Annotated in this window: 19 protein-coding genes; 8 read left to right on the top strand and 11 right to left on the bottom strand. The window is 63.6% G+C overall.

The window, feature by feature from the left end:
- Window positions 1-69: 69 nt before the first annotated feature.
- Together ABD024_RS10680 and ABD024_RS10675 are read right to left on the bottom strand one after the other, a co-directional pair.
- Entirely contained in the window at window positions 70-477 is a 408-nt protein-coding gene (locus tag ABD024_RS10680; protein WP_343852408.1) for a hypothetical protein, read from the bottom strand.
- A 166-nt stretch (window positions 478-643) separates the two neighbouring features.
- Window positions 644-1,828, bottom strand: a complete 1,185-nt coding sequence (locus ABD024_RS10675) for an acetyl-CoA C-acyltransferase (RefSeq protein ID WP_343852406.1) — start codon at window positions 1,826-1,828, stop codon at window positions 644-646.
- Window positions 1,829-2,058: 230 nt separating this feature from the next.
- On the opposite strand from ABD024_RS10675, the gene ABD024_RS10670 reads away from it, so the two are divergent.
- Entirely contained in the window at window positions 2,059-4,893 is a 2,835-nt protein-coding gene (locus ABD024_RS10670) for a S8 family serine peptidase (RefSeq protein WP_343852403.1), read from the top strand.
- 54 nt (window positions 4,894-4,947) lie between these two features.
- Here ABD024_RS10670 and ABD024_RS10665 read toward each other — a convergent pair whose 3' ends face one another.
- The 5 genes from ABD024_RS10665 to ABD024_RS10645 form a co-directional block, all read right to left on the bottom strand.
- On the bottom strand, window positions 4,948-6,105 hold the full coding sequence (locus ABD024_RS10665; protein WP_343852401.1) for an isovaleryl-CoA dehydrogenase: 1,158 nt from the start codon (window positions 6,103-6,105) through the stop codon (window positions 4,948-4,950).
- A gap of 71 nt (window positions 6,106-6,176) precedes the next feature.
- A complete protein-coding gene (locus tag ABD024_RS10660; RefSeq protein WP_343852399.1) occupies window positions 6,177-7,733 on the bottom strand; it encodes a phospholipase D family protein in 1,557 nt (518 codons plus the stop codon).
- A 126-nt stretch (window positions 7,734-7,859) separates the two neighbouring features.
- Entirely contained in the window at window positions 7,860-8,963 is a 1,104-nt protein-coding gene (locus tag ABD024_RS10655) for a Glu/Leu/Phe/Val dehydrogenase dimerization domain-containing protein (RefSeq protein ID WP_343852397.1), read from the bottom strand.
- Window positions 8,964-9,168: 205 nt separating this feature from the next.
- Entirely contained in the window at window positions 9,169-9,504 is a 336-nt protein-coding gene (locus ABD024_RS10650; RefSeq protein WP_343852395.1) for a hypothetical protein, read from the bottom strand.
- 117 nt (window positions 9,505-9,621) lie between these two features.
- Complete coding sequence (locus tag ABD024_RS10645) at window positions 9,622-10,419, bottom strand: M48 family metallopeptidase (RefSeq protein ID WP_343852392.1); 798 nt, start codon at window positions 10,417-10,419, stop codon at window positions 9,622-9,624.
- Between the two features lie 107 nt (window positions 10,420-10,526).
- Between ABD024_RS10645 and ABD024_RS10640 the strand changes: the two genes are divergently transcribed.
- A complete protein-coding gene (locus ABD024_RS10640) occupies window positions 10,527-11,129 on the top strand; it encodes a TetR/AcrR family transcriptional regulator (RefSeq protein WP_343852390.1) in 603 nt (200 codons plus the stop codon).
- Between the two features lie 10 nt (window positions 11,130-11,139).
- Entirely contained in the window at window positions 11,140-12,045 is a 906-nt protein-coding gene (locus ABD024_RS10635; RefSeq protein ID WP_343852388.1) for an alpha/beta hydrolase, read from the top strand.
- A 48-nt stretch (window positions 12,046-12,093) separates the two neighbouring features.
- Here ABD024_RS10635 and ABD024_RS10630 read toward each other — a convergent pair whose 3' ends face one another.
- Window positions 12,094-12,936: an energy transducer TonB gene (locus tag ABD024_RS10630; RefSeq protein WP_343852386.1), complete on the bottom strand. Its 843-nt coding sequence runs from the start codon at window positions 12,934-12,936 to the stop codon at window positions 12,094-12,096.
- Window positions 12,937-13,307: 371 nt separating this feature from the next.
- On the opposite strand from ABD024_RS10630, the gene ABD024_RS10625 reads away from it, so the two are divergent.
- The 5 genes from ABD024_RS10625 (at window position 13,308) to ABD024_RS10605 (ending at window position 21,511) form a co-directional block, all read left to right on the top strand.
- The gene (locus tag ABD024_RS10625) at window positions 13,308-16,943 is read left to right on the top strand and encodes a methylmalonyl-CoA mutase family protein (protein WP_343852384.1); all 3,636 of its coding nucleotides are present in this window, start codon (window positions 13,308-13,310) and stop codon (window positions 16,941-16,943) included.
- Between the two features lie 3 nt (window positions 16,944-16,946).
- On the top strand, window positions 16,947-17,213 hold the full coding sequence (locus tag ABD024_RS10620) for a DUF4160 domain-containing protein (protein ID WP_343852382.1): 267 nt from the start codon (window positions 16,947-16,949) through the stop codon (window positions 17,211-17,213).
- Entirely contained in the window at window positions 17,206-17,475 is a 270-nt protein-coding gene (locus ABD024_RS10615) for a DUF2442 domain-containing protein (RefSeq protein WP_343852380.1), read from the top strand. The genes ABD024_RS10620 and ABD024_RS10615 overlap by 8 nt, the downstream gene beginning before the upstream one ends.
- Before the next feature lie 336 nt (window positions 17,476-17,811).
- On the top strand, window positions 17,812-20,712 hold the full coding sequence (locus ABD024_RS10610; RefSeq protein ID WP_343852378.1) for an HD domain-containing protein: 2,901 nt from the start codon (window positions 17,812-17,814) through the stop codon (window positions 20,710-20,712).
- A 421-nt stretch (window positions 20,713-21,133) separates the two neighbouring features.
- Window positions 21,134-21,511, top strand: a complete 378-nt coding sequence (locus ABD024_RS10605; RefSeq protein ID WP_343852376.1) for a hypothetical protein — start codon at window positions 21,134-21,136, stop codon at window positions 21,509-21,511.
- Window positions 21,512-21,579: 68 nt separating this feature from the next.
- On the opposite strand, the gene ABD024_RS10600 is transcribed toward ABD024_RS10605, so the two are convergent.
- From ABD024_RS10600 to ABD024_RS10590, 3 genes are all read right to left on the bottom strand, one after another.
- A complete protein-coding gene (locus ABD024_RS10600) occupies window positions 21,580-22,287 on the bottom strand; it encodes a DUF4386 domain-containing protein (protein ID WP_343852374.1) in 708 nt (235 codons plus the stop codon).
- Window positions 22,288-22,635: 348 nt separating this feature from the next.
- Window positions 22,636-23,076, bottom strand: coding sequence for a winged helix-turn-helix domain-containing protein (locus ABD024_RS10595; protein ID WP_343852372.1), 441 nt, complete (start codon window positions 23,074-23,076; stop codon window positions 22,636-22,638).
- Between the two features lie 208 nt (window positions 23,077-23,284).
- On the bottom strand, window positions 23,285-24,850 hold the full coding sequence (locus ABD024_RS10590; RefSeq protein ID WP_343852370.1) for an N-acyl-D-amino-acid deacylase family protein: 1,566 nt from the start codon (window positions 24,848-24,850) through the stop codon (window positions 23,285-23,287).
- Window positions 24,851-24,883 lie beyond the last annotated feature (33 nt).

Raw genomic sequence — 24,883 nt, 5'->3', positions numbered from 1 at the left:
TGCCGTAATGTTCGAATCAAAAAAAACGGCCGCACGAGGCGGCCGTTTTTTCAGGAAACCAGAAAAGGATCAATGATCCTTCGTGGCGTCCTTGGCAGCGTCTTTGGCGTTGCTGGCAGCGTCCTTGGCAGCGTCGGCGGCCTTGGCGGCAGCGTCGGCAGCATTGTTGGCGGCGTCCTTGGCCTGGTCGACAGCAGCGCCGGCAGCGGCCGGAGCTGCTGCGGAAGCTGCGGTGGCAGCCTGTGCAGCCTGGTCGGCGGCCTGACCGGCTGCGTTGGCAGCGGTGTGGGCCTGGTCTGCAGCCTGCTCAGTCGCCGTGGTCGGTGCTGCCGCGGCAGCCTGCTGCGCCGTATCGGCAGCTTGCTGGGCGGTATCAGCCGACTTCTGGGCGTCCTGCGCGGAATCCTGCGCGCCGTTGCTGCATGCCGCCAACAGCGCGACGAGCGCGGCGGCGAGTAGGGTACGCGTAAACTTCATGGTGGATCTCCTTTGCCGTGGAATGCCGTTTGGCCGTGTATTAATAGCGCTTTCGCGGAAATTGCGCCAGATCTTTGTGACAGGGCTTCAGGGCACATTAAAAACTGATTTAGCCGGCCGTCATGTGAATGCCGCGCGATAGTCACCCAATTTCTGCCGGGTGACGTCAGTCGATGCACTCCACCGCAACCGCGGTCGCCTCGCCGCCGCCGATGCACAGGGACGCGATGCCGCGCTTGAGGCCACGCGTCTTCAGCGCATTCAACAAGGTCACCACCAGGCGGGCACCGCTGGCGCCGATCGGATGACCCAGCGCGCAGGCGCCGCCATTGACGTTGAGCTTGTCGTGCGGGATGCCGAGTTCCTTCATCGGGGTCATCGCGACCACCGCAAACGCCTCGTTGATTTCGAACAGGTCGACGTCCCCGACTTTCCAGCCGGCCTTGTCCAGCACTTTCTGGATCGCGCCGACCGGCGCGGTGGTGAACCATTCCGGTTCCTGCGAATGGGTGGCGTGCGCGACGATGCGCGCCAGTGGCTTCAGGCCACGCGCCTTCGCATCGTCGGCCGACAGCAGCACCACGGCGGCGGCGCCGTCGGAGATGCTGGACGAGCTGGCCGCCGTGATCGTGCCGTTCTCCTTGCGGAAGGCCGGCTTCAGCGAGGGAACCTTGGCAATGTCGGAACGGCCAGGCTGCTCGTCGGTGTCGACCACCACGTCGCCCTTGCGGCCGCTCACGGTGACCGGGACGATCTCGCCGGCGAACCCGCCGTTCTGCTGCGCCGCCAGTGCGCGCTTGACCGACTCGATCGCGAATGCGTCCTGCGCCTCACGGGTGAAGTGGTACTTGTCGGCGCACAGTTCGCCGAACACGCCCATCGCCTTGCCGTCGTACGGGTTGGTCAGGCCGTCCCAGGCCATGTGGTCGACCAGCTGGCCGTCGCCGTAGCGGATGCCGGTGCGCGCCTGCACCATGTGCGGCGCGTTGGTCATCGACTCCATGCCGCCGGCCACCACCACGCTCGCCGAGCCGGCCTTGATCAGGTCGTTGCCCAGCATGATCGCCTTCATGCCCGAACCGCACACCTTGTTGATCGTGGTGCAACCGGTACCCGCCGGCAGGCCCGCGCCCAGCGAGGCCTGGCGCGCCGGCGCCTGGCCCAGGTTGGCCGGCAGCACGCAACCCATGAGCACTTCGCTGACATCGGCCGGGGCGACACCGGACTGTTCCAGCGCGGCGCGGATCGCGGTGGCGCCGAGCTTGGGGGTGGGCACGCCGGTGAACTGGCCGAGGAAGGAACCGATGGCCGTGCGCTTGGCACCGACGATGACGACGCTGACATCCGACATGGATAACTCCGCTTGCAAGACTTGAGGGGCGCGAACGCCTGACAGATAACCCCGCAATTATCGCAGCCTGCCGCGAAACTCGGCAAACGGCTGCAAGTCCTTGCGGCGCAGGCATTTGCGTCCTGTTTCATTGGATTTTCGTTGTGCCAAGATACGCCGCAGGGCAGCACCGCGGCGTATCCGCCACGCCGGCGATGCATGGGGTAGGGACTTTGTTGGCAGGGGAATTGATGAAAATACTCGACTCGGGTCTGCGGCGTCGCGAGATGGCCTGGCTGGTGGCCATGGCATTGGGGTTGAGTGCCTGCGGCGGAGGCGGCAATGTCAAACCGACCCCACCGCCGACGGTGCCGAGTTCGTCGCCGCCGCCAAGCACGCCGACCGATCAGCCGCCGCTGGATGCCCAGCTTGCGCTGACCAACGCCTCCGCCGCACACACCCTGGGCTACACCGGTGCCGGCGTGACCATCGGCGTGGTCGACAGCGGCATCATGCGCAACCACCCGGCGCTGGTCGGGCGGGTCAAGCAGGAATTGATCTACGTCGATCCATCGACCAACAACACCGCGATCGACGACGTGGTCGGCCACGGCACCTGGGTCTCGCAGATCGCCGCCGGCCAGGCGTTCGACCGCTTTCCCGGCGGCATCGCGCCCGGTGCCAGCCTGGTTTCGGCGCGCATCATCAGCGACGTCGAGCCGAAGGACGATGGTTCGGGCCAGGGCAACGCGGTGACCGCGGCCGATGCCGACTTCTTCGCGCAGACGCTCAATCCGGCCTTGATCAACGCCGGCGTGCAGGTGATGAACAACTCCTGGGGCGGCATCTACTGGGATACCGGCAACGCCTCGATCAACCAGGCCTTCGCCCAGGCTTACGAGCCGTTCGTGCTGCAGCATGGCGGGCTGGTGGTGTTCGCTGCCGGCAACGACTCCCGCAGCGACCCCAGCGACATCGCCAGCCTGCCCAGCCTGGCGCCGCAACTGGAGCCGGGCTGGCTGGTCGCCGTGGCGGTCGACAGCAACCATCCGGGCCAGCTGGCGAGCTACTCGAACGCCTGCGGCAGGGCGATGAACTACTGCCTTGCGGCTCCGGGCGACGTGATCGTCAGCGACAAGGACGCCGTTGCCGGCACCCGCCCGACCTACTGGGTGGTGAGTGGTACATCGTTCTCGGCGCCCATCGTTTCCGGTGCCGCCGCGCTGGTGTGGCAGGCCTTTCCGTACTTCAACAACGACCTGGTGCGGCAGACCCTGCTCGGAACGGCAGACGATCTGGGGGCGCCTGGTGTGGACCCGGTGTTCGGCTACGGCGAACTTAATGCGGGCAAGGCCGTGCTGGGCCCGGCAAAGTTCGACTGGGGTGATGTCACGGTCAACCTGCCCGGTTACGGCACGTCGTCGACCTGGGCCAATCCCATTGCTGGGGCCGGTGGCTTGATCAAGCAGGGTACCGGCACCCTCAATCTCACTCGGGACGCCAACTATACCGGACCGACCCTGGTCCAGATGGGCAACCTCAATGTGACGTCGCTGGCCTCGTCGGTGACCATTTCGCAAGGTGCCACGTTGTATCCGAGTGTGGGAATCGGTGGCTCGGTTGCCAACGGCGGAGTCTTCACGTTGAACAGTGATAGCCCCATCACTATTGGCGGTGACTACAGCCAAACCAACAATGGGTCGCTCGACGTCGTGTTGGGATCGCTCTTGCAAGTCAACGGCAAGGTAACGTTGTCCGGTACCACGACACTGCTAGTAATGGGCAAGCGTGCCGGCTATGTAGTCCATTTGCGCACGGATATCATCAATGCGGTTGGCGGACTGACCGGCACCTTCAGCGCAATCAACGCCGGCGCCGGCGTCTTGCTTACCGCCACGCCTGGCTACGACAGCAGCAGCATGTGGCTCGATGTGACGCGTGCCGATGTCACTTCGGTGCAGGGCATGAGTTACACCGGCGCATCGCTCGGTGCTGCCCAGCGGGTGGAGAGTGCGTTCAGACAGATCGACAGCACGCTTGGCTCGCTTACGGGTACGGGCAGTTCGGTGGCGGTCAGCAGCCAGTTCATCGATGGCGCGGCGGGGCTGCAGCAGTCTCCTTCGACGACTGCGCTGGCGCATTCGCTGGCAAGTCTCTCGGGCCAGTTGCATGCGGCCAGTGCGGCGATGACGTTCGAGGCGATCGACGCGGGCACGCGTGCGCTGTCCGATCGTTTCGACAGCTTGCTCGATACGCCGCAGGCCGGCGGCTGGACGCAAAACCTCGGCTATCACGGCGACCTGTCGCGTAGCGGTTACGACAGCGTCGGCTACGACCTCAGCGGCTGGCTGGTCGGGCAGGATCACCGCGTGGGCAGCAACGGCATCGCCGGCTATGCACTGAGCCGGAGCCAGGGCTTGGGGCGGCTCGCCGAAAGCGCGGACCAGGGCCGCAGCCATGCGCTGGAAGGCATGTTCTACGGCGGCGTGATCCGTGGCGCGTGGTACACGATGGGCCGCTTCGGGATCGGCAGCTATCGCGAAAGCATGCGTCGTCGGCTCGAACTCGGCGACCAGTTCGCCGGCGTGGTCAGCGACGGCAACGGCCGCTACGGCGTGGCCTATGGCGAAAGCGGCTACCGTCTGGCGCTCGGCCGCACCCAGCTCACGCCGTACGTGAACCTGCAGTATGCGCAGGTGCGGCGCGACGGCTTCAACGAGCGCGGCGCGTATGGCTTCGGTCTGAAGTCAGGCGCACAGACGACCGCGCGCTGGCAGGCTGGCCTGGGCCTGCGTGCCACGCGCGACTGGGTGCTGGCCGGCGGTGGCAGCCTCAGTCTGCAGACACGTATGCTGTGGCAGCAATCGTTTGGCCTGCGCGGCGAAGTGTTCGACGCCAGCTTCAGTGGGATCGACCAGTTCGCCCCGGTCGGCGGCATCGGCCTGTCGCGCTACGGCGGCGTGCTCGGCACCACGCTGGACTGGCAGATGACTTCACGCGCCAGTTTGCAGCTTGGCTACGACCGCTACCTCGGCCAGCGTCAGCAGGCGCAGATGGCCACGGCGAACTTCAGCTGGTCGTTCTGACGGCTTTGCGAGAACCCGCTTCTTAGGGCGTGCATTGCCCGCCCTACGAAAAGTTCATGCCTTGCCGTGGAACAGCTCGCGGCCGATCAGCATGCGGCGGATCTCGTTGGTGCCTGCGCCGATCTCGTACAGCTTGGCGTCGCGCAGCAAACGGCCGGCGGGGAATTCGTTGATGTAGCCGTTGCCGCCGAGGGTCTGGATGGCTTCCAGCGCCACCTGCACCGCGTTGACCGAGGCGTTGAGCAGGCACGCGGCCGGGTCGATGCGCGACTTCACCCCGCTGTCGAACTGCTGCGCGACCATGTAGGCGAAGCCGCGCGAGCTTTGCAACGCGGTGTACATGTCGGCGATCTTCGCCTGCATCACGCCGAACGTGCCGATCGGCGCGTTGAACTGCTTGCGCTCGCGCACATAGGGCAGGGCGAGGTCCAGCGCCGCCTGCATCAGGCCGAGCGGGCCGCCGGACAGCACCAGCCGTTCGGTGTCCAGGCCGCTCATCAGCACGCGCACGCCTTCGTTGACTTCGCCGACGATGTTCTCGGCCGGGATCTCGCAGTTCTCGAACACCAGTTCGCACGTGTTGGAGCCGCGCATGCCGAGCTTGTCCAGCTTCTGTGCCGTGCTGAAACCCGGCATGCCCTTCTCGACGATGAAGGCGGTCATGCAGCGGCTGCCGGCCACGCGCGGCGCGGTGCGCATGTAGACCAGCAGCACGTCGGCGTCGGGGCCGTTGGTGATCCACATCTTGCTGCCGTTGGCGACCCACACGTCGCCGCGCAGCTCGGCCTTGCAGCTCATCGAGCCGACCACGTCGGAGCCAGCGCCGGGCTCGCTCATCGCCAGCGCGCCGACGTACTCGCCCGAGCACAGCTTCGGGATGTACTTGCGGCGCTGCGCCTCGTTGCCGTTGTGGTAGATGTTGTTGAGGCACAGGTTGGAGTGTGCGCCGTATGACAGTCCGACCGAGCCGGACGCGCGCGAGATTTCCTCCATCGCGACCATGTGCGCCAGGAAGCCCAGACCGCTGCCGCCGTATTCCTCCGGTACGGTCACGCCGAGCAGGCCCATCTCGCCGAACTTGCGCCACAGGTCGGCGGGGAACAGGTTGTCGCGGTCGATGCGGTCGGCGCGCGGGGCAATTTCCTTTTCCGCAAACGCATGCACGGACTCGCGCAGCAGGTCGATGTCTTCTCCGAGCGGGAACGGACGCATGGCGAACTCCTTGAATGCAGGTCGGCAATTTTAGCGCACGTGGCCTTGCAGCGCCGGCCAGGAACAGGTTCTTACAGCTGCGATTCGATGGGCAGCCAGCTCATCACCCGGGTGATCGCGCGCAGCCACCAGCCGGCGTCGGGCTCGTGCCCGAGCACCTGCGGCGGCTGCGTGGCGCGGTCCAGCCACTGCGTCGAGCCGTCCGCGCTGCGGCGAACCTGGTAGCTCAGCGCCGGCGCAGCCAGCCGCAGGTACTCCTGGCGCAGGTCACGGGCCAGGCCGGGGTCGTCGAACAGCACGCCCATCTCGGTATTGAGGTTGGCCGAGCGCGGGTCGAGGTTGAACGAGCCGACGAAGCCGCGCGCGCCGTCAATCACGAACGCCTTGGTGTGCAGGCTGGCGCCGCTGCTGCCGAACAGGCCGTGGGTGGCGACCGGGCCGTTGCGGCGGATCTCGAACAGGCTCACGCCGCCGGCCAGCAGGCGTGAGCGGTAGCGCTCGTAGCCGCTGTGCACGGCCGGTACGTCGTTCGCGGCCAGCGAGTTGGTGATCACGCCGACCCGCGCGCCGGCATGCACCAGCGCCAGCAGCGTGGCGGTGCCCTTGCTGCCGGGGACGAAGTAGGGCGAGATCAGCAGCACCTCGCTGTGCACGCCGCCCAGGTGGCCGGCCAACCGCGGCTGCAGCCAGCCGCCGCGATCGGCGGACTTCGTCTTCAGCGGCGGATCGGAGGCCACCACGATGTTCGCGCTCCAGTGCGGCGACAGTTCGTGGTTGGCCAGGCGCTGCGCGGAAGGCGAGGCGGCGATCCGCTTCAGATAGACCTGCGCGGTGGCGTCGGCGGACTCGTGGGCGAGTGCGGCCACCAGCCTGTGCAGGTTTTCCGGCGTCTGCGGGTTCAGCGCCTCGATCGGCACGGCCGCGCTGGAGTTCCAGAAATCGTCGAAGATCGCGCTGGCGTCGGCCACCGCCGGGCCGAGCAGGAGCATGTCGAGGTCGCGGAAGTTCACGCTGCTGCCGGCGTCGAAATATTCGTCGCCGATGTTGCGACCGCCGACCAGCGCGACCCGGCCATCGGCGATCCACGCCTTGTTGTGCATGCGATGGTTGACGCTGAAGAAACGCTGCACCATTTCCAGCAGGCGCCACACGCCGTTGCGATTGCGGAACGGGTTGTACAGCCGCACTTCGATGTTCGGGTGCGCGTCCAGCGCCAGCAGCGCCGGGTCGAGTCCCTTGGTATTGATGTCGTCCAGCAGCAGGCGTACGCGCACGCCACGTTCGGCCGCGGCGTACACCTCGCGCGCCAGCAGGTGGCCGACCAGGTCGTCGTGCCACATGTAGTACTGCAGGTCCAGGCTGCGCCCGGCCAGGCGTGCCGAAGCGGCGCGCGCGGCGAAGGCATCCAGGCCGTCGGGCAGCAGGGTCGCCGCGGTCTCGCCCGGGTGTGTGGCCAGGTACGGCGCCAGTTCGCGGTCGATCGCAGTTTGTGCCGGCTGCAGCGGCAACGCCGTGCCGGGCGCACCGGTGGCGCGCGGAGTCAGGCGGTCGGCCAGCAGCAGTCCGCTGAGCATGAGCAGCAACAGCGCCAGCACGCTCCAGCCCAGCCAGATCATCACCCTGCGCATCCGTGGCACCTCCTGCGTCCGATTATTCGGTTGCCACCCCACCTATGCAAAGGCCTGCCGCGCAACGCGGCAGGCCTTTGGCGAGCATCGCATGCCGGTGAAGCCACCGGCACGCCGTGTCGCGGCTTACTGGCCGCGCATGCGACCCTGGAAACGGGTGCCGTGGTTGCCCATGTGGGCCAGCTTGATCTTGCCGATGGCGTTGATGCGCTCCTCGGCCAGACGGTCGGCGGCCTTGTAGGTCGGGATGCCCTCGTTCTTCGAGATCTCGAAGATGCGCCCGAGGTTGTAGTAGATCGTGCGCATCATGCGCATCGCGCGCTCGCGGTTGTAGCCGTCGATCTCCAGCGACACGTTCATCACGCCGCCGGCGTTGACCGCATAGTCCGGCGCATACAGCACGCCGCGACGATTCAGCTCGTCGCCGATCTCGTCGGTGGCCAGCTGGTTGTTGGCCGGGCCGCAGATGATCTTCGCCTTGATGCGGTTGATGGTCTGCTCGTTCAGCGTGCCGCCCAGGGCGCACGGCGAGTACACGTCGGCGTCGACGTCGTAGATCTCGTCCAGGCCCACCGCTTCGCAACCGAGCTCGTCGACGCAGCGCTGCACCGCTTCCTTGTTGATGTCGGTGACGAACACCTTGGCGCCCTGTTCGCGCAGCAGCTTGATGAACTCGCCGCCGACGTGGCCGCAACCCTGCACGGCGTAGCTGTACTTGCCGACATCTTCGTTGCCGTGCTTGAACTGCAGCGCGGCCATCAGGCCCTGCAGCGAGCCGTAGGCGGTGAACGGCGACGGGTCGCCCGAACCGCCGTGCACCTGGTGCACGCCGGTGACGTACTCGGTCTCGCGGAACACATATTCCATGTCGTTGACGTCGATGCCGACGTCCTCGGCGGTGATGTAGCGGCCGTTCAACGAGTTGACGAAGCGGCCGAACGCGCGGAACAGCGCCTCGGACTTGTCCTTGCTCGGATCGCCGATGATCACCGCCTTGCCGCCGCCCAGGTTCAGGCCGGCCACCGCGTTCTTGAAGGTCATCCCACGCGAAAGGCGCAGCACGTCGTTCACCGCTTCCTGCTCGGTCTTGTACGGCCACATGCGCAAACCGCCGAGCGCGGGGCCCAGCACCGTATTGTGGATCGCGATGATGGCCTTCAGGCCGGCGTCCTTGTTGTGGCAGAAGACGACTTCTTCGTGACCCGTGTTGGCGATGGTTTCAAAGATCATTGGAACGGTGACTCCATGATTTACGGTGCCGATGGGCATCTACAGATGGGCGGCGGGGAGCGGGTGGGACCCTGCCAGGGGGTGTGAAAACGCTTGAAACTCATCGCCCCGACCGCAGCCGGGGCGATGAATCAAAGCGACAAGTTTAATACGTCGCCCCCGCGGGTCGTGACGCGACGCAACAAGCCATGGGCGCGTGGGATGCTCAACGACCCCAGTAACCTGGCTGGAAGCGCCACTGGCGACCGTGGTGCACCCAGTGTGCCGGGCGGTAGTGGCGGCCCGGATGCACCCGGACCCAGCTGCCGCCGACCCACACATGGCGATGGGCATAACCATCCCAGCGCCAGTAGCCCGGCGCCCATGCGTAACCGCGACGCGCCGGCGGCAGCCGCTCGAAACGCGGCGGCGGCGGAGCCATGCCGATGGTGACGCCGACCGCCACCTGGGCGCGTGCAGCGGCGGGCGGCGCATACATGGCGCCGGCGAACGTCAGGCCGAGTCCGGCCAGCAGGGCCAGCTTGAGCGGTGTGCGGGTCATCGTGTTCTCCGTCAGCGCCGCGAACCGCGGCAGGCAGGACGGAGAACGACGGGCGGCGCGCGCAGTTGACGCTGCGCCGCCGCTTCGTTCAGCCGGCGATTACATCGGTACCGATGTCTACATCCGGCAGTTCGGTGCATGGCCGCTGGCGCGCGCCTGCTGGTACACCGGCAGCAGTTGCTGCGCCTGCCTGTCCAGCGCCTGCGCACGGTTGCCGGACGACGGGTGGGTGGACAGGAACGCCGGAGGCTTGCTGCCGCCTTGTGCGCCCATCTTGTCCCACAGCGTCACCGCCGCGCGCGGATCGAAACCGGCCTGGGCCATGTAGCGCTGGCCCAGCGTGTCAGCCTCGCTTTCCTGGGTGCGCGAGAACGGCAGCAGGATGCCTACCTGCGCGCCCACGCCGAGCAGCGCCGCGGCGTTGCCGGCGTCGCTGCCGCGCGAACCGGCGTAGACGGTGCCGGCGGCCACCGCGGCCTGGGCCGCCATGTTGTCGGACACGCGCTCCGCGCCGTGGCGCGACACCACGTGCGACAGTTCGTGGCCAAGCACCACCGCCAGCTGATCCTGGTTGCCGGCCAGCTTGAACATGCCCCGGTTCACGCCGATCCGGCCACCGGGCAGGGCGAACGCATTGGCCGCGTCGTCGCCGATGATCTGCACCTCCCACTGCTGGGTGTTCCACGGCGGCGGCAGCACCGCGATCAGCGCGTTGGACACGCAGGTGGCGTAGGCGCGTTCGCGCGGCGCGTCGACGAACTTGCCCTGCTTGCGCATGTCGTTGAACGCGCTCAGGCCCATCTCGCTCATCTGGCTGTCCGACACCATCATCAGCTGCGAGCGGCCGGTCGGCGAGGTGACACAGGCGGCCAGCAGGGCGGTGGCGAGCGGGATGCTCAGGTTGCGGATTTTCATGCGGGAACCTCCTTGGGCTTGCAGCGGCCAGCATACCGACAGGCTCTGCAGAGGCCGCGTGAGTTTTTGCTTGATATAGAACGAACGGTCGTGCTATTTATGCAGCCATGACGATCGCCACCCACCCCGGCAAGCGTGCGGCCACCCGCGACACCATCCTCGACCATGCCTACGCGCTGGCCCGCCGCGACGGGCTGGAAGGCCTGTCGATCGGCAATCTGGCCAGTGACGTGGGCATGTCCAAGAGCGGCGTGTTCGCCCACTTCGGCTCGCGCGAGGACCTGCAACTGGCCGTGCTCGACACCGGCCGGCAGCGCTTCATGACCCGGGTGCTGCTGCCGGCGCTGAAGCAGCCGCGCGGCCTGCCGCGGCTGTGCGCGATCGTAGCGAACTGGTTCGAGTGGGGCCGCGAGCACCAGAGCGGCTGCGTGCTGCTGTCCGCCGCCAGCGAGTACGACGGCCGCGACGGCGCGCTGCACGACGGCGTGGTGCGGCAGCAGGCCGGCTGGCGCGACGAGCTGCAGAAGGCGATCGCGCAGGCGGTCGAACTGGGCCACCTGCGCCGCGACACCGACGTCGCCCAGCTCGCCTTCGAGATCTACGCCCTGATGCTCGGCCTGCACCACGACGCCGGGTTGTTCGGGTTCGACGAAGCCGGCCGCCGCACCCGCGCGGCCTTCGAGCGCCTGTGGCGCAGCTGGCAAACCTGAGGCAACACCCATGTCCACCGTGATCGACCGACTCAAGCTCACCACCGTGCGCACCGGCTTCGTGCTGGGCGGCCGGATCGCGCCGAAGCGCACGGTGAACCGCGCCGCGCGCCTGTTCGCCACCCCGTTTGCCAGCAGCCGCAGCCGCGCGCAGGCGGCGCAGGGCGACGAGGACATGCAGCGCGGCGAGCTGCACGTCAACGGCGAAACCATCGCCACTTACATCTGGGGCGACCCATCGAGCCAGCCCTACGCGCTGCTGGCGCACGGCTGGTCCAGCTTCGGCCTGCGCTTCCTGCCGTGGGTGGCGCAACTGCGCGCGCAAGGCCTGGCCGTGGTCAGCTTCGACCAACCCGGCCACGGCCACAGCACCGGCAAGCTGTGCACGCTGCCGGAATTCATCGCCACGGTCCGCGCGATCGGCGCGCGCTACGGCAACGCCGCGCTCGCAATCGGCCACTCGCTCGGCGGCGCCGCGGTCACCTTTGCGCAGGACGAAAGCTGGCATGCCGATCGGCTGATCCTGGTGGCGCCCGCCGCCGACATGAAGGCAGCGGCAAGCCGCTTCTTCCGCTTCGTGCGCCTGGGCGAACACCTGCGCCAGCCGTTCTACGACTGGCTGCTGCGCCGTACCGGCATCAGCGTCGAGCAGTTGCAGGTGCATCGCCATCTGCCTGCGCTGGGCCAGCCCGCATTGATCGTGCACGATCTCGACGATGCCGACGTGCCATGGGGCGAGGGCGAGCGTTACGCCCAGTTCTGGCCCGGTGCGCGACTGTTCACCACGCAGGGGCTGGGTCATCGCCGCGTGCTCGATGCGCCGGAGGTGATCGACACCGCGCTCTCCTTCGTGCGCGGCGAGTCGGTGGGCGAGCGCGTGGTAGGTTCGCCCAATTTGCCGTACGGCGTGGCTTAGGGCCCTGGTTGGCGCACGCCCGTCCGGATGGGCGTGCGCTGCGACGTGTCAGCCATGGTTGAACGGGGAGAGCAGCGTCGGTCCTGCGCCATCGGTCCGCACGGCATCGTCGGCGAGGGCGTCAGCCGCGTTCATGTCCGGCTTGTCGATCCACGGCGCCGGCGTGTACGGCCCGGGAACGTAGCTCACCCAAGTGCGGTCGGGCTTGGGCGCATTCATCACATTCAAGGTGTAGTTGACCGGGACATGCGCGGTCCAGCTGTCCTGCTTGGCCAGCGGGCCTGTCGTGGGAATCGCGTAGCTCCACTGGCGCGCCGCCTTGAGGGCCGACTCGGCCAGGATCGTGCGGTATTGCTTGAGTATGTGGTCCGAACCGATATTGCCGAGGTTGACCTGCTCGGCGACGGCTTCAACCACGTGACCGCTGCGATCCACGCGCAACGCCAGGTACACCGTTCCCTGCACGCGGCCGCGGATCGCTGCCTCGGGATATTTCGGCGGGATTCTCTTGTTGCCCTCGGCGTTGTGCAGCGTATCGGCGGAGTCCGCGTTGCTGTCACCGAACGTGGCGCCCTTGACGCGCGCGTTGAAGTTGCCGTCGGACATTTTCTTGAGCACGACCCGGACGTGCATGCTGGCCTTGGCGACCACGGGTTCGCCATGGAGCAGTACGGGCTGGAACCGCCACTGCAATGCAGCCTTGCGCACCAGGTCCGCGATGGGCTGCCCGTACTTGGCCCCGTCGTCGACGACAGCCATCTGCACCGTGCCGTCCTTGGCGAGCACGATGGTTCCGCTGACGACGGCAGAGGACTCGATATCCTTGATGGAGCTGGCCTGGGCGACCATCGTCGCCATGGCGAGGAGTGCGCCGAACATTGCTTTCTTCATGCGTGCTTTCCCTCAGGTTGCGTGAAACTCGATCGGCTCCGCGCGGCAGACGGGAGCATCTGGGCTCGCCGGTTCCGGCGTCCGCGTCGCTTTCGGCAGCCACGCGTCCGTCTGCGCCGCGCCCGGCAACGTCGCGCCGGGCCTGGTGGCCCTCTGTGCCTCTTCGTGATTTGTCCCCTTGGCTGGCCCCCGCCACACCTCGCCGGTGGCGAGTATGCAAGCAAATCGCGGCTTGCGTAAGCCGGTCGGGCGCGTCCGGATCCCGTCGGGATCATCGCCCTATACGGTCCGGTACACGCGCCGCAGCAAGCCCTTGGCGCCGATCCCCATTAGAATTGCCCAGTTGATCGCATACGATGTCCGGAGTTGCCATGAGTTCCCCCGCCAAGCACGTCCCCGCCAGCGCCCCGCAGACGGAAACCACCCCACTGCGTTTCGTCACTGCGGCCAGCCTGTTCGATGGGCACGACGCGGCGATCAACATCATGCGACGGATCATCCAGTCGCAGGGCGCGGAAGTGATCCACCTCGGCCACAACCGCTCGGTCGAGGACGTGGTGCGCGCCGCGCTGCAGGAAGACGCCGACGCGATCGCGCTGTCGTCCTACCAGGGCGGCCACGTCGAATACTTCAAGTACATGATCGACATGCTGCGCGAGCGCGGCGCCGGACACGTGCGCGTGTTCGGCGGCGGTGGCGGCACCATCACGCCGGAAGAGATCCGCGAGCTGCAGGCCTACGGCGTCGAGCGCATCTACCACCCGAACGACGGCATGAAGCTCGGCCTGGTCGAGATGATCGAGGACGTGATGCAGCGCGCCGGCAGCGCCGCCGCGAAGCACGCCGAGTCCGAAACCAACGCACTGCCCCAGGTCGACATCGACGACGAGATCTCGATCGGCCACATGCTCTCGGCGATCGAGGAAGGCAAGCTCGGCGACGCCGAACTCGAACACCAGCGCAAGCAGTGGAAGCTGGCCGGCAAGCACACGCCCGTGCTCGGCCTCACCGGCACCGGTGGTGCGGGCAAATCCAGCGTGGTGGACGAACTGCTGCTGCGTTTCCTGCACGCGTTCCCCGACATGCGCATCGCCGTGCTCGCGGTCGATCCCACCCGCCGTCGTTCCGGCGGCGCCTTGCTGGGCGACCGCATCCGCATGAATTCGCTGCGCTCCAAGCGCGTCTACATGCGCTCGATGGCCACCCGCCGCCAGCACGCCGCCACCAGCATCGTGCTGCACGACTGCATCAATTTCCTGAAGAGCCAGCCGTACGACTTGGTCATCGTCGAGACCGCCGGCATCGGCCAGAGCGATTCGGAGATCGTCGACCTGGTCGACTTCCCGGTCTACGTGATGACCAGCGACTACGGCGCCGCCAGCCAGCTGGAGAAGATCGACATGATCGACTTCGCCGACCTGGTGGTGCTGAACAAGTTCGACAAGCGCGGTGCCGAAGACGCGCTGCGCGACGTGCGCAAGCAGTGGAAGCGCAACCACACCGCGTTCAAGGTGGCCGACGAAGACGTGCCGGTATATCCCACCATCGCCAGCCAGTTCAACGATCCGGGCGTAACCTGGATGTTCACCAACCTGTGCCGGCTGATGCGCGACAAGCTCAAGTTGCCGGCGGAGAAATGGTCGCCCCAGCTCGACACCACGCTGAAATCGCCGCGCGCCACCGTGCTGATCCCTGGTGCCCGTGTGCGCTATCTCGCCGAGATCGCCGAGCAGGGCCGCGGCATCAACAGCGGCATCGCGCACCAGGCCGAATTCGCCAGCAAGGCGCAGCACTACTACGAGGCGCTGAAGGAACTGGGCGACGACAAGCTGCCGCGCCCGCTCGACCTCTACGCCAGCGCGGATTTGCACCAGCCCGTCACCACCCCAAACGCTTCAACCCCCCAAGCCGTCATCCCGGCGCAGGCCGGGATCGCATCACCCATCGCGCACGAAGCACACAGTGCAAAGGCCGCGCATTCGGCGACGAAGAGCGATTCCGGCCTGCGCCGGAATGACGGCAAAAAAGAACCAGAGCGCGACGAGCATGTGGTGGATCGCAGCATCTTGCTCCTGCGCCAGCGCTACAACGCCGCGCTCAAGGAACTCAGCCACGAAGCCATCCACCAGCTGCGCGAATGGCCGGCGCTGTATGCATCCGTCACCGCCGACGTCAACGAATACAAGGTGCGCGACAAAGTCATCCGCGTTGACAACTACCGCGACTCGCTGAGCCACCAGAAAATCCCGAAGGTTTCCCCGCCGAAGTCGAAGGACTGGGGCGAACTGGTCAGCTTCCTCGGCCGCGAAAACCTGCCGGGCCACTACCCGTACACCGGCGGCGTGTATCCGTACCGCCGCAGCGGCGAAGATCCCACCCGCATGTTCGCCGGCGAAGGCACGCCCGAGCGCACCAACCGCCGCTTCCACTACCTGAGCCAGGGCGGCGCCGCCACGCGCCTGTCCACCGCGTTCGACTCGGTCACCCTGTACGGCGAAGACCCCGCGCCGCGCCCGGACATCTACGGCAAGATCGGCAACTCCGGCGTCAACATCGCCACCCTGGACGACATGAAGAAGCTGTACTCCGGCTTCGACCTCAGCGCGCCCAGCACCTCCGTCTCGATGACCATCAACGGCCCCGCGCCGATGATCCTGGCGATGTTCATGAACACCGCCATCGACCAGAACGTCGAGAAGTACCTGAAGGCAGACGACAAGCGCTGGGCCGCCGCGCAGCAGACCATCGACAAGCTCTACCAGAACGTGCCGCGCCCGCAGTACCACGGCGACCTGCCCAAGGGTAACGACGGCCTCGGCCTCGGCCTGCTCGGCGTCTGCGGCGACGAACTGGTCGACGCGGAAACCTACGCCCGCATCAAGGCCGACACGCTCACCAAAGTGCGTGGCACCGTGCAGGCCGACATCCTGAAGGAAGACCAGGCGCAGAACACCTGCATCTTCTCCACCGAATTCGCGCTGCGCATGATGGGCGACATCCAGCAGTACTTCGTCGACCACAAGGTGCGCAACTTCTACTCGGTGTCGATCAGCGGTTACCACATCGCCGAAGCCGGCGCGAACCCGATCAGCCAGCTTGCCTTCACCCTCAGCAACGGCTTCACCATCGTCGAGTACTACCTCGCCCGCGGCATGAAGGTGGATGACTTCGCGCCGAACCTCAGCTTCTTCTTCTCCAACGGCATGGACCCGGAATACACCGTGATCGGCCGCGTCGCGCGCCGCATCTGGGCCCGCGCCATGCGCGAGCGCTACGGTGCCAGCAGCCGCAGCCAGATGATGAAGTACCACATCCAGACCTCCGGCCGCTCGCTGCACGCGCAGGAAATCCAGTTCAACGACATCCGCACCACGCTGCAGGCGATGTACGCGCTGTTCGACAACTGCAACAGCCTGCACACCAACGCCTACGATGAAGCCATCACCACGCCCACCGAAGAAAGCGTGCGCCGCGCGGTGGCGATCCAGATGATCATCAACAAGGAACTCGGCCTCAACTTCAACGAGAACCCGTGGCAGGGGAGCTACGTCGTCGACACCCTCACCGACCTGGTGGAAGAAGCCGTGTACAAGGAGTTCGAGGCGATCAGCGAGCGCGGCGGCGTGCTCGGCGCGATGGACACCATGTACCAGCGCGGCAAGATCCAGGAAGAGTCGATGTACTACGAGCACAAGAAGCACGACGGCTCGCTGCCGCTGATCGGGGTCAACACCTTCCTGCCCAAAGAGCACGCTGGCGAAGTTGCCACCAAGATCGAGCTGATCCGCTCCACGCCGGAGGAGAAGGGGCAGCAGATCGACAACGTGAAGCGCTACGGGGAGGCGCGCAATGCGTTGGCGTCAGATAGTTTGAAGGTGTTGCAGACGACGGCGCGCGATCGGCGGAATGTGTTCGAGCAGCTGATTGAGGCGGTGAAGACCAACTCGCTGGGGCAGATCAGTCATGCGTTGTATGAAGTCGGCGGCGAATACCGGCGGAACATGTAACCCATGCCGATCATCTCCAGCTTCTTCGGTATCTATGTGCGCATGTATTTCGCCGATCACGCGCCGCCACACGTACACGTGGAATACCAGGGGCACGAGGCGCTGGTTGCCATCGAAGATGGCAGCATCGTGCAAGGCGAGCTGCCGAAGCGCGCGCTTGCCCTGGTGAAACAGTGGTGCCTCGACCATCACGAAGAGCTGGAGCAGAATTGGATGCGCGCACAGGCGCTGCAGCCACTTAGCCGGATTCCGGGAGCCGACAATGATTAAATTGATCGCGGTCGAACCAAGAGAGGGGCATCAGCTGTTGCTGCGTTTCTCCGACGGTGCTTCGGGTGTGTTCGATTTTTCCAGGTTCGTTGAAATGGACACGGAGATGACAGTGCCACTGCGTGATCCGGCGTTCTTTGCACGCCACTTCATCGAGCTTGGTGCACTGGCTTGGCCGAACGGCCTGGATTTCAGTGCGGGGTCGTTGTATCAGCGGTTGCAGGATGAGGGAAGGCTGGTGCGCGGCAAGAAGGTGGCTTGAGTAGTAGCCGACGTGCAGGGGCACTTCGCGCTGTTCGATTGCAGGGGGCTGCTGGATGAATTACTCGCCGAAATCGCCAACGACAGAGCATGAAGGTGTCCGCTAGCCGCTGGTCGGTAGCGACGTGCTGGATGTCGTGCAGGCGGGCAGGGGTGATCTGTCGGATTGGGTGGAGTTGATGGAGGCGGTGGAGGCGTTGTGCCCGGTGTGGCCGAGGGCGGGTGTGATGAGGGCAGGGACTTATAGGCTTTGATCGTTTGACTTAGGCGGCGAAATGGTGACTCCGTTTCCGGAAACTCAATAAGGAAGCTATTTCATGTTAGGGACCGTGAGAAAATGATCAAGCCATATGTTCTGAAAATTGAACTTCCGGGAAAACTCGCACAACTAATTTTAACGGACTCGGCGATTTATGGTTTAATTGAAAGCGCAGTGTCCGATTTTTCCATCTGGTTAGCGGATAACAAAACGCCATTCTTTTTTGAATATACTGATCATGGAATTGCGCATGTTACCAATGTCCTTAGATCAGCTGAGAGCCTGATTGCGCCGGACGCGTGGGACTTTCTCACGCCAGAAGATGGGGCGGCAATAATTTCTGCCGTTCTACTTCACGATTGCGCCATGCACCTCTCCGTGGATGGCTTTTTCACGCTCCTGAAAACAGCGGGCGAAGTTGAGTCATCTCTATTCTTTGGTGAGTCGCCTTGGCAAGATGAGTACGCGAATTTCGAGCAAGAAGCGGGCCGCTGGGATGCTGATAAATTAATTTCAGTATTTGGTGATTCTGAGCCGCCAGAAATGCTTAAGGAATTTCATTCCTTAAGCGACCGTCAGAAGCTTTTGGTGGGCGAATTTTTGCGCAGAAATCATGCTCGCGTGGCGCATCAAATCGCGTTGAACGGCGTGCCTGGAAGCGAAGGCTGCACTCACTTCATTCCGTTTAAGAACTTTCCAATGGAGTTGAGGGATCTGTACGGTTTCCTTGCTCGCAGCCATAATATGAGTATACGCGCTTCCGTTGATATGATTCCTCGCCTGAGTCGTCGTATATACATGGAAATTCACGCGCCATTTGTAATGGCTATCTTGCGTATTGCCGATTATATTCAGATAGATTCGGCGCGTGCGCCTACGCAGATCCTCCAGCTGCGTGGTCTTAAAAGCCCAGTTTCAAGAAAGGAGTGGGCAAAACATCACGCGGTTTTAGAGCTGCATCAGCTAGGTGATGATCCGGAAGCGCTGAATGTGGTTGCCGATCCCAAAAACGTGGATATATTTTGCGGACTACGATCTCTGTTCAAGGATCTGCAAAGGGAGTTAGATGAGTCTTGGGCCCTCCTTGGAGAAGTCTATGGGCGAGTAAGGGATTTATCAAATTTAGGTCTAACCGTAAGGCGGCTTCATTCTAATTTGGATGATGTCGAAGAGTTTGAGCGAACTAATAGGCCAGTTTACATCCCAAGAGAAGTTAGGTTGACCACTGCGTCTGCTGAGCTTCTCCACTTGCTTGTTGGGCCGTTATATGGAAATAAACCAAGCGTAGGTGTCAGGGAGCTTTTGCAGAACTCTATTGACGCATCGCTTGAGCGTGAAAGCTGTTCCTCCACTCATCATATTGGCTTGGGCGAGCCATACGTGCCCATGGTTGAGTTGGAGCTCGACGTATCTAACCCCTCGTCTAGTTATCTTCGGATTACTGACAATGGTGTTGGTATGACGTTAGAGACTGTCGAGTCATTTTTCTTGCGCGCGGGAGCTTCGTTCCGAAATAGCAAGTGGTGGAAGAGCGAATACCTTGATGAGACAGGCGGATCTGCCGTGCGGCGCTCTGGTCGCTTCGGAGTGGGAGCGTTGGCTGCTTTTCTAATAGGCCCTGTAATCACGCTATCAACGCGCCATTTCCTAGATGAAACTGGTAGAGGACTTAAGTTTGAAATTAGGCTTGATAATGGCCTAATTCAGATTTCCCGCGTTGCTATGGAAATTGGTACAAGTATTTCGGTGAAGATTACGGATGAGCGCGTGTCGGAAGAATTGCTAAAAGGCTCATCTCGCGAGGTGGGCTTTGCGGATTGGTATGTCTATGATCGCCCAATTGTCCGGTACAGAATTCATAGCGAGGGCGAGTGGAAAGATCGTAATCCCAAGGTAACTATAAAGGGGCCTTTGGTGGATAGGGAAAGTTCTTGGACTTCAGTATCTACCAAGGGCTTTGACGGTGTTTTTTGGAGTTACGAGAGTAAAATTTCTGGGTATTATTCTAATTACAGCTATCTTTGCTGCAATGGATTGTTTGTATGCAACGTGGAGTACCATTCGAGTTTGCCGGATATAAATATTTCTGGCGCTTCGAGCGGATTCCGCGTCGCTCACCCATCACTACTTATTGATGATAAGGATGGTCGACTTCCACTTACCATTCAAAGAAGTGGCTTGGCGGAGGATCGTTATCCCTTTCAGGATGAGCTTGTACAGTCTGTCGCCGATGAGTATTGCAGAGATATTTATCTTGCGCTTTCCATCGATGCTGTTCCGTCCAATATTCCTCTGGCTATAAAGAGAGTTGGTGACTGTCTTAAAAAGTATGGAGCTAAGGCGCGTGCACAGTTAATTGGTTTGGCTAAGAGTGGATGGATCCCATTGGATGATTTCTTGCTTCAAGATCGTCTGCCCAAAGAGGTGATGCTTGAACTCGGATCTGGAGATGATTCTGACTGGTTAATATCCGGGATAAATTTCTTGAAGCATCCAGATCTCTTGATCGCTCCGTTTTTGGTGGAGAGCTCTGGATTGGGTGTCACTCTTGGTTTTGTTAGGTCAATTATGGAGGGTTCATGCTGGGGTTATGAAAATCCTTTTAAGTCCTATGGCGAAAGAGTTTTTGGGATGCGGTTTTTTATTCGGAGTGACGCAAACAAATTTTTGTTAAAAAAGGGGAGTGGCCTCCCACAATTTCTGTGGCGTCAGCTTAATTCTGTGTATGAGGATGATAGTTGGTGTGTTTACGACGTGGGCTCTCCACCTACCTCATCTAGTGGTTTTGGCGAACTTTTAGGATTGGCTGCCAATAGCTCCGTTAAGGTTTTTTGCTTTTGCTATTTTGGTGATGAGATTTTGAGTGTTGACGATGGCGAAAAATTAGTTTTGGCTGAGAAGCAGGCGACAAATAGCCCATTTGGCCAGGCTTGGCTTGATATTTGTAGCTCTGGCTATTTTGAACCACAACAGGATTAGGTTGAGCAAGGGCTAACCTAGGCAAAAAAGGTGTCACCATTTCGCCGTCCGTAGGCCCGCACTTGCTCTTCCCCGGTGACCCCGAAGAGTGAGTGCCCATCTTGCCGCTGATCACCCGCAGCTGTGTTTCATGCAGCGCCAAGATCGCGCCAGTCACCGTTCTGGTTAGGGCCGCGTCAGCGGCCCCTGCTGCTTGCCAAACACTCATCGGTCATCGCGGATCCCGTCCAGGTGCGCGTCATGCGTCGCACAGAGTCTCGGGCTCATGGCCCACCCCTTGATGGCTCGGTCCGCGTGCGGTCCTGCGTACAACACGGGTGCCGACGGTCGCGATCTCTCAGAGTGACTGGCTCGAAGCCAAACCCCGTTTCCGGCCTGCGACCGTCAGGAAAAAGGTGTCAGGGACAATTTTTGACGGCGGTTGAATGCTTGGGACGAAGCGGCCACTAGATTTGTGCGGCCGCAGGCGGCCCGAGGCGGGACGCTGTCACGCATCGTTCAAATTGTCCCCGACGCCTTTTCCGCCTTTTCCGAGTTCCTTGCGCTGGGTGCCGATCCTGCGGCTCGTGCAGCGGCCTATCGGGCTTTGTTTGCGGATGCCTTGCCTGACGAACTGGTCACGGAGATCCGCTGCCATCTGCAGCAGCAGAAGGTGTTGGGATCCGACCGGTTCCGTGCATGGGTCGAGGCGCGCACGGGTCGGTTTGCCGGGTGCGGCCGGTTGGCCGTCCGCCCGGTGGCTCAAATTGTCCTGACACCTTGGGGGCGCCTTTTTGCTGCGGGTTTTGCGGCGGTTTGAGCCCCGTCGAGTACTGTCAACGGCACGCCAGCGATTCTGCTTTGCAGGTGTCCGCTTGACGGGGGAGCTTACGCCTCCACCGGTGGTCTGCCGCCTTTAACCACGAGCCACAGCATCAGCGCCACCTCGCCGAAGAACGCGGGTTGCCCGTAGTTGAACACGGCCGCGTGGTATTGCGGCCACAGTTCGCCGGTCAGGCACAGCAGGACATAGGCCAGGCCGTTGATGGCGAGCCACACGCCCAGAAAACGCGGCAGGAAGCGCGACCGGTAAACCAGCAGGGCCAACGGCAACAGCCACACGCCCCAGAGCATTTCCGCTGCCGTGATTTGCTGGCCGGCCAGCTTGACGAAAAGCATGGCCAGCGCGTCCTGCTGCGGTTTGTCGAAAGCGGACAGGAAGTCGGCCCCGCGTGCGATCAGCAGGGTAGTGCCGTCGAGCGCGGCGCCGACGAAATCCAGCAGCGCCGGCATGATGCCGCCGAAGATCACCACCATCGCGGCGAGTTTCCGGTCGACCGTTTCGAACAATCGGTAAAAGGCCAGCACGAGGAAGATCAGGATCAGCCCGCCGGCCAACTGGCTGACGATGCCGAGGCGGAACAGCCACTCGTTCGCTGCGATGTTGCTCGCAGTGGCGCCGGCGTCGCCCGTCACGAACAGCTTGTCGGGGATGTAGATAAGGCGCAGCGGGCCGGCGAAGACCAGCAGCAGATACCAAAGCCCCGCCACTCGGCCTGGATTGCGAGTCGAACTCATGGTCCGCTCCTTGATCAATTGGCGTGTTGCGTTTTCGGCGTTTTCGGCGTTTGCGCGCCGTACGCAGATTGGCTTGCTGTCGCACGCACCATCCTAATCCCAATCGAGGCGGAGGCGCTGCGGCGGATTGATAGGCCGAGGGTCTTGAGCGAAACCGGGACGGAGGAAGTTAAATGCCCTTTGGCTCGAAGTCCGCGATGATTGCCTGGCCGAGATGAGTGCGTACGTGCAACAGCAACGCGCTTGGCACGCCGCGATTCCAGCGCGAGATCGAGGCGATGATCGGCCGTTGCACCAGCGTCCGTGCAGCCCACCGCCCGCGACGGAACAAGGATGCTTTCGGAACGGGCTCTGACCCGCTTTGATTCACCGGGTGGCCAGGCGGAAGCTGAAGTTGCTGAGAAGGTGGCCTCGATGCCAGCGAACGCGTCCACCGGGTGATGGTTCGGTCAGTACGGGAGTACGGCGGGGGCGCCGGTGCACCTCGCCGATGAAGCGATAACCGATGGTGTGCACGGTGGCGATGTAGCGCGGATGGAGCGCCGAATCACCCAGGGCGCGACGCAGCTGCGAGACCGCGTGGCTCAGTACGCCCGGTGTGATGCAGCGGTGACCCCATGCCGCATCAAGCAACGCATCTTTGTCGACCACCTTGCCCGCCTGCTGCAGCAGCGTCACCAGCACCGTATAGACCTTGGGCTCCACGGGTTGTGCTTGACCGTCACGTTCCAGCAGGTGTGCGGATGGGTCGACGACGATGCCATCGCATTGGTATAGCCAGTGGTCGTCCAGTTCGGAGGGGGACATGATCGTGCCTCTCGAAGACCCGCCCTGCGAGCGTAGAGTGCGCCCGTCGGTGACGCCCGCCATCTGCCAGAGGTAATACGTGCTGCGTGGTCAGAGCCCCTTTTGAGAGGTGGCTCAGTGCCATTCGCTTCTGACCCGACTTGGTTGGCGGCGACGTCGACTGGTGCGTGTCACGCGGGCACCGCCAGGGCAGGCCCGCGCAGCGAACTTACTCGGCGGCCGCCGGCTTGATCAGCATACCGGCGTGCTTTTCCTGCAGGCGTCCGTTCTCGCGCGCGACCAGACCGTTGACCAGCACCAGGTCGAACCCTTCGGCGAGGGCATGCGGCTCGACATAGGTCGAACGCTCGCGCACCGACGCGGGGTCGAACAGCACCGCATCGGCCCACTGGCCGACCTTGATCGTGCCGCGATCGGGCAGGCCCATGATTCGTGCCGGCAGCCCGCTCACCTTGTACACCGCATCTTCCAGACTCAACTGCCCGGTCTTGACCACGAAGTGCTCGATCAGCCGCGCATAGGTGCCGCTGCTGCGCGGATGCGAAAGACCCGGGCCGCCATCGGTCGACAGCGCGGTTTTCATGCTTGCGACCAGCGCGTCCTGCAACGTTGCGTCCATGGTGAAGTGCGCCGCGGAGGCGCCCGTGGGGCCAAGCTCGATCAGCACGTCGACGAAGGACTGTTTTTTCTTCGCCGCCACTTCGGCCAGCCGCTTGCCCGGATAAGGGGCCGTGCCGAACAGGATCGCCTCCGGGCCGCCGCGGCCGGTGACGCGCTCCTGCAGATACTTTGCCAGCTCGTCGCGCCGTTCGGCCACTATCTTCGTGTAGTCGGTGGGCGGCAGCGCCCACTCCGGAAACACGATGCCGATCCAGGTGTAACCGGCGGTGTAGGGATAGGCATCGGCCGTCAAGGCATGACCTTGCTGTGCGAGGTTATCGATGAAGTCGAGCAGCGACTTCGCACGCTCCGCACCCTTGCCGTAAATGACCTTCAGGTGCGAGATGTGCACGCGGCCGTCCGGATTGTGCGAGACCAGCTCGCGGATCGAATCCTCGATCCGGTCGTCGTTCTCGCTGCGCATGTGGCTGATCAAGATGCCGCCACGGCGGTTGATGACCTTGCCCAGCGCGACGATTTCCGACGGCTCGGAGTAGATCCCGGGAACGTACTCCAGCCCGGTGGACATGCCGTGCAGGCCGAGCGCCAGTGATGCCTCCAGCACCTCGGCCAGGCGCTGCGACTGTGCGGCGTCGAGCTTGCGCACCGCGTCGGGGATGCCCGCCTCGCGGCGGATGTCGCCATGGCCGGCCAGCGCCAGCACGTTGACCTCGGCGCCGTCGGCTTCCAGCGTCGCAAGCCAAGGCTTCAATGGCGTGTCGACCGGGTTGCTTCCATCCTGCCCGAGCACGACGCTGGTCACGCCCATCGCGAGAAAATTCTCGAACGACTGCGTCACCGGGTCGCCATGCGAATGCATGTCGATGAAACCGGGCGCGAGCACCTTGCCGCCGGCGTCGATGGTGCGCGCGACGTCCAGCGTGGAGGTGTCGAAGTTGCCGACCGCCGCAAACCGGCCGTCGCGGATCAGCACCGTGCCCTTGTACGCAGGCTTGCCGGTGCCGTCGACGATGGTCGCGTTGGTGATCGCGAGGTCATGGCTCGCCGCCTTGACGCTGTCGGCGGGGCCGCTGCAGCCGGACAGCGCCACCGAAAGAAGGAGAAGGCACGCCGCCGGGATGGCGTGGCGTGCGTTCGACAGGATGTTTTTCATGCAGGGGCTCCAGGGAATGCACGTCGCTCGATG

This window comes from Rhodanobacter soli, from assembly GCF_039523495.1.
Taxonomy (GTDB): domain Bacteria; phylum Pseudomonadota; class Gammaproteobacteria; order Xanthomonadales; family Rhodanobacteraceae; genus Rhodanobacter; species Rhodanobacter soli.
The sequence above is the reverse complement of the archived record's forward strand: the minus strand, read 5'-3'. Positions and strand labels throughout refer to the sequence as shown.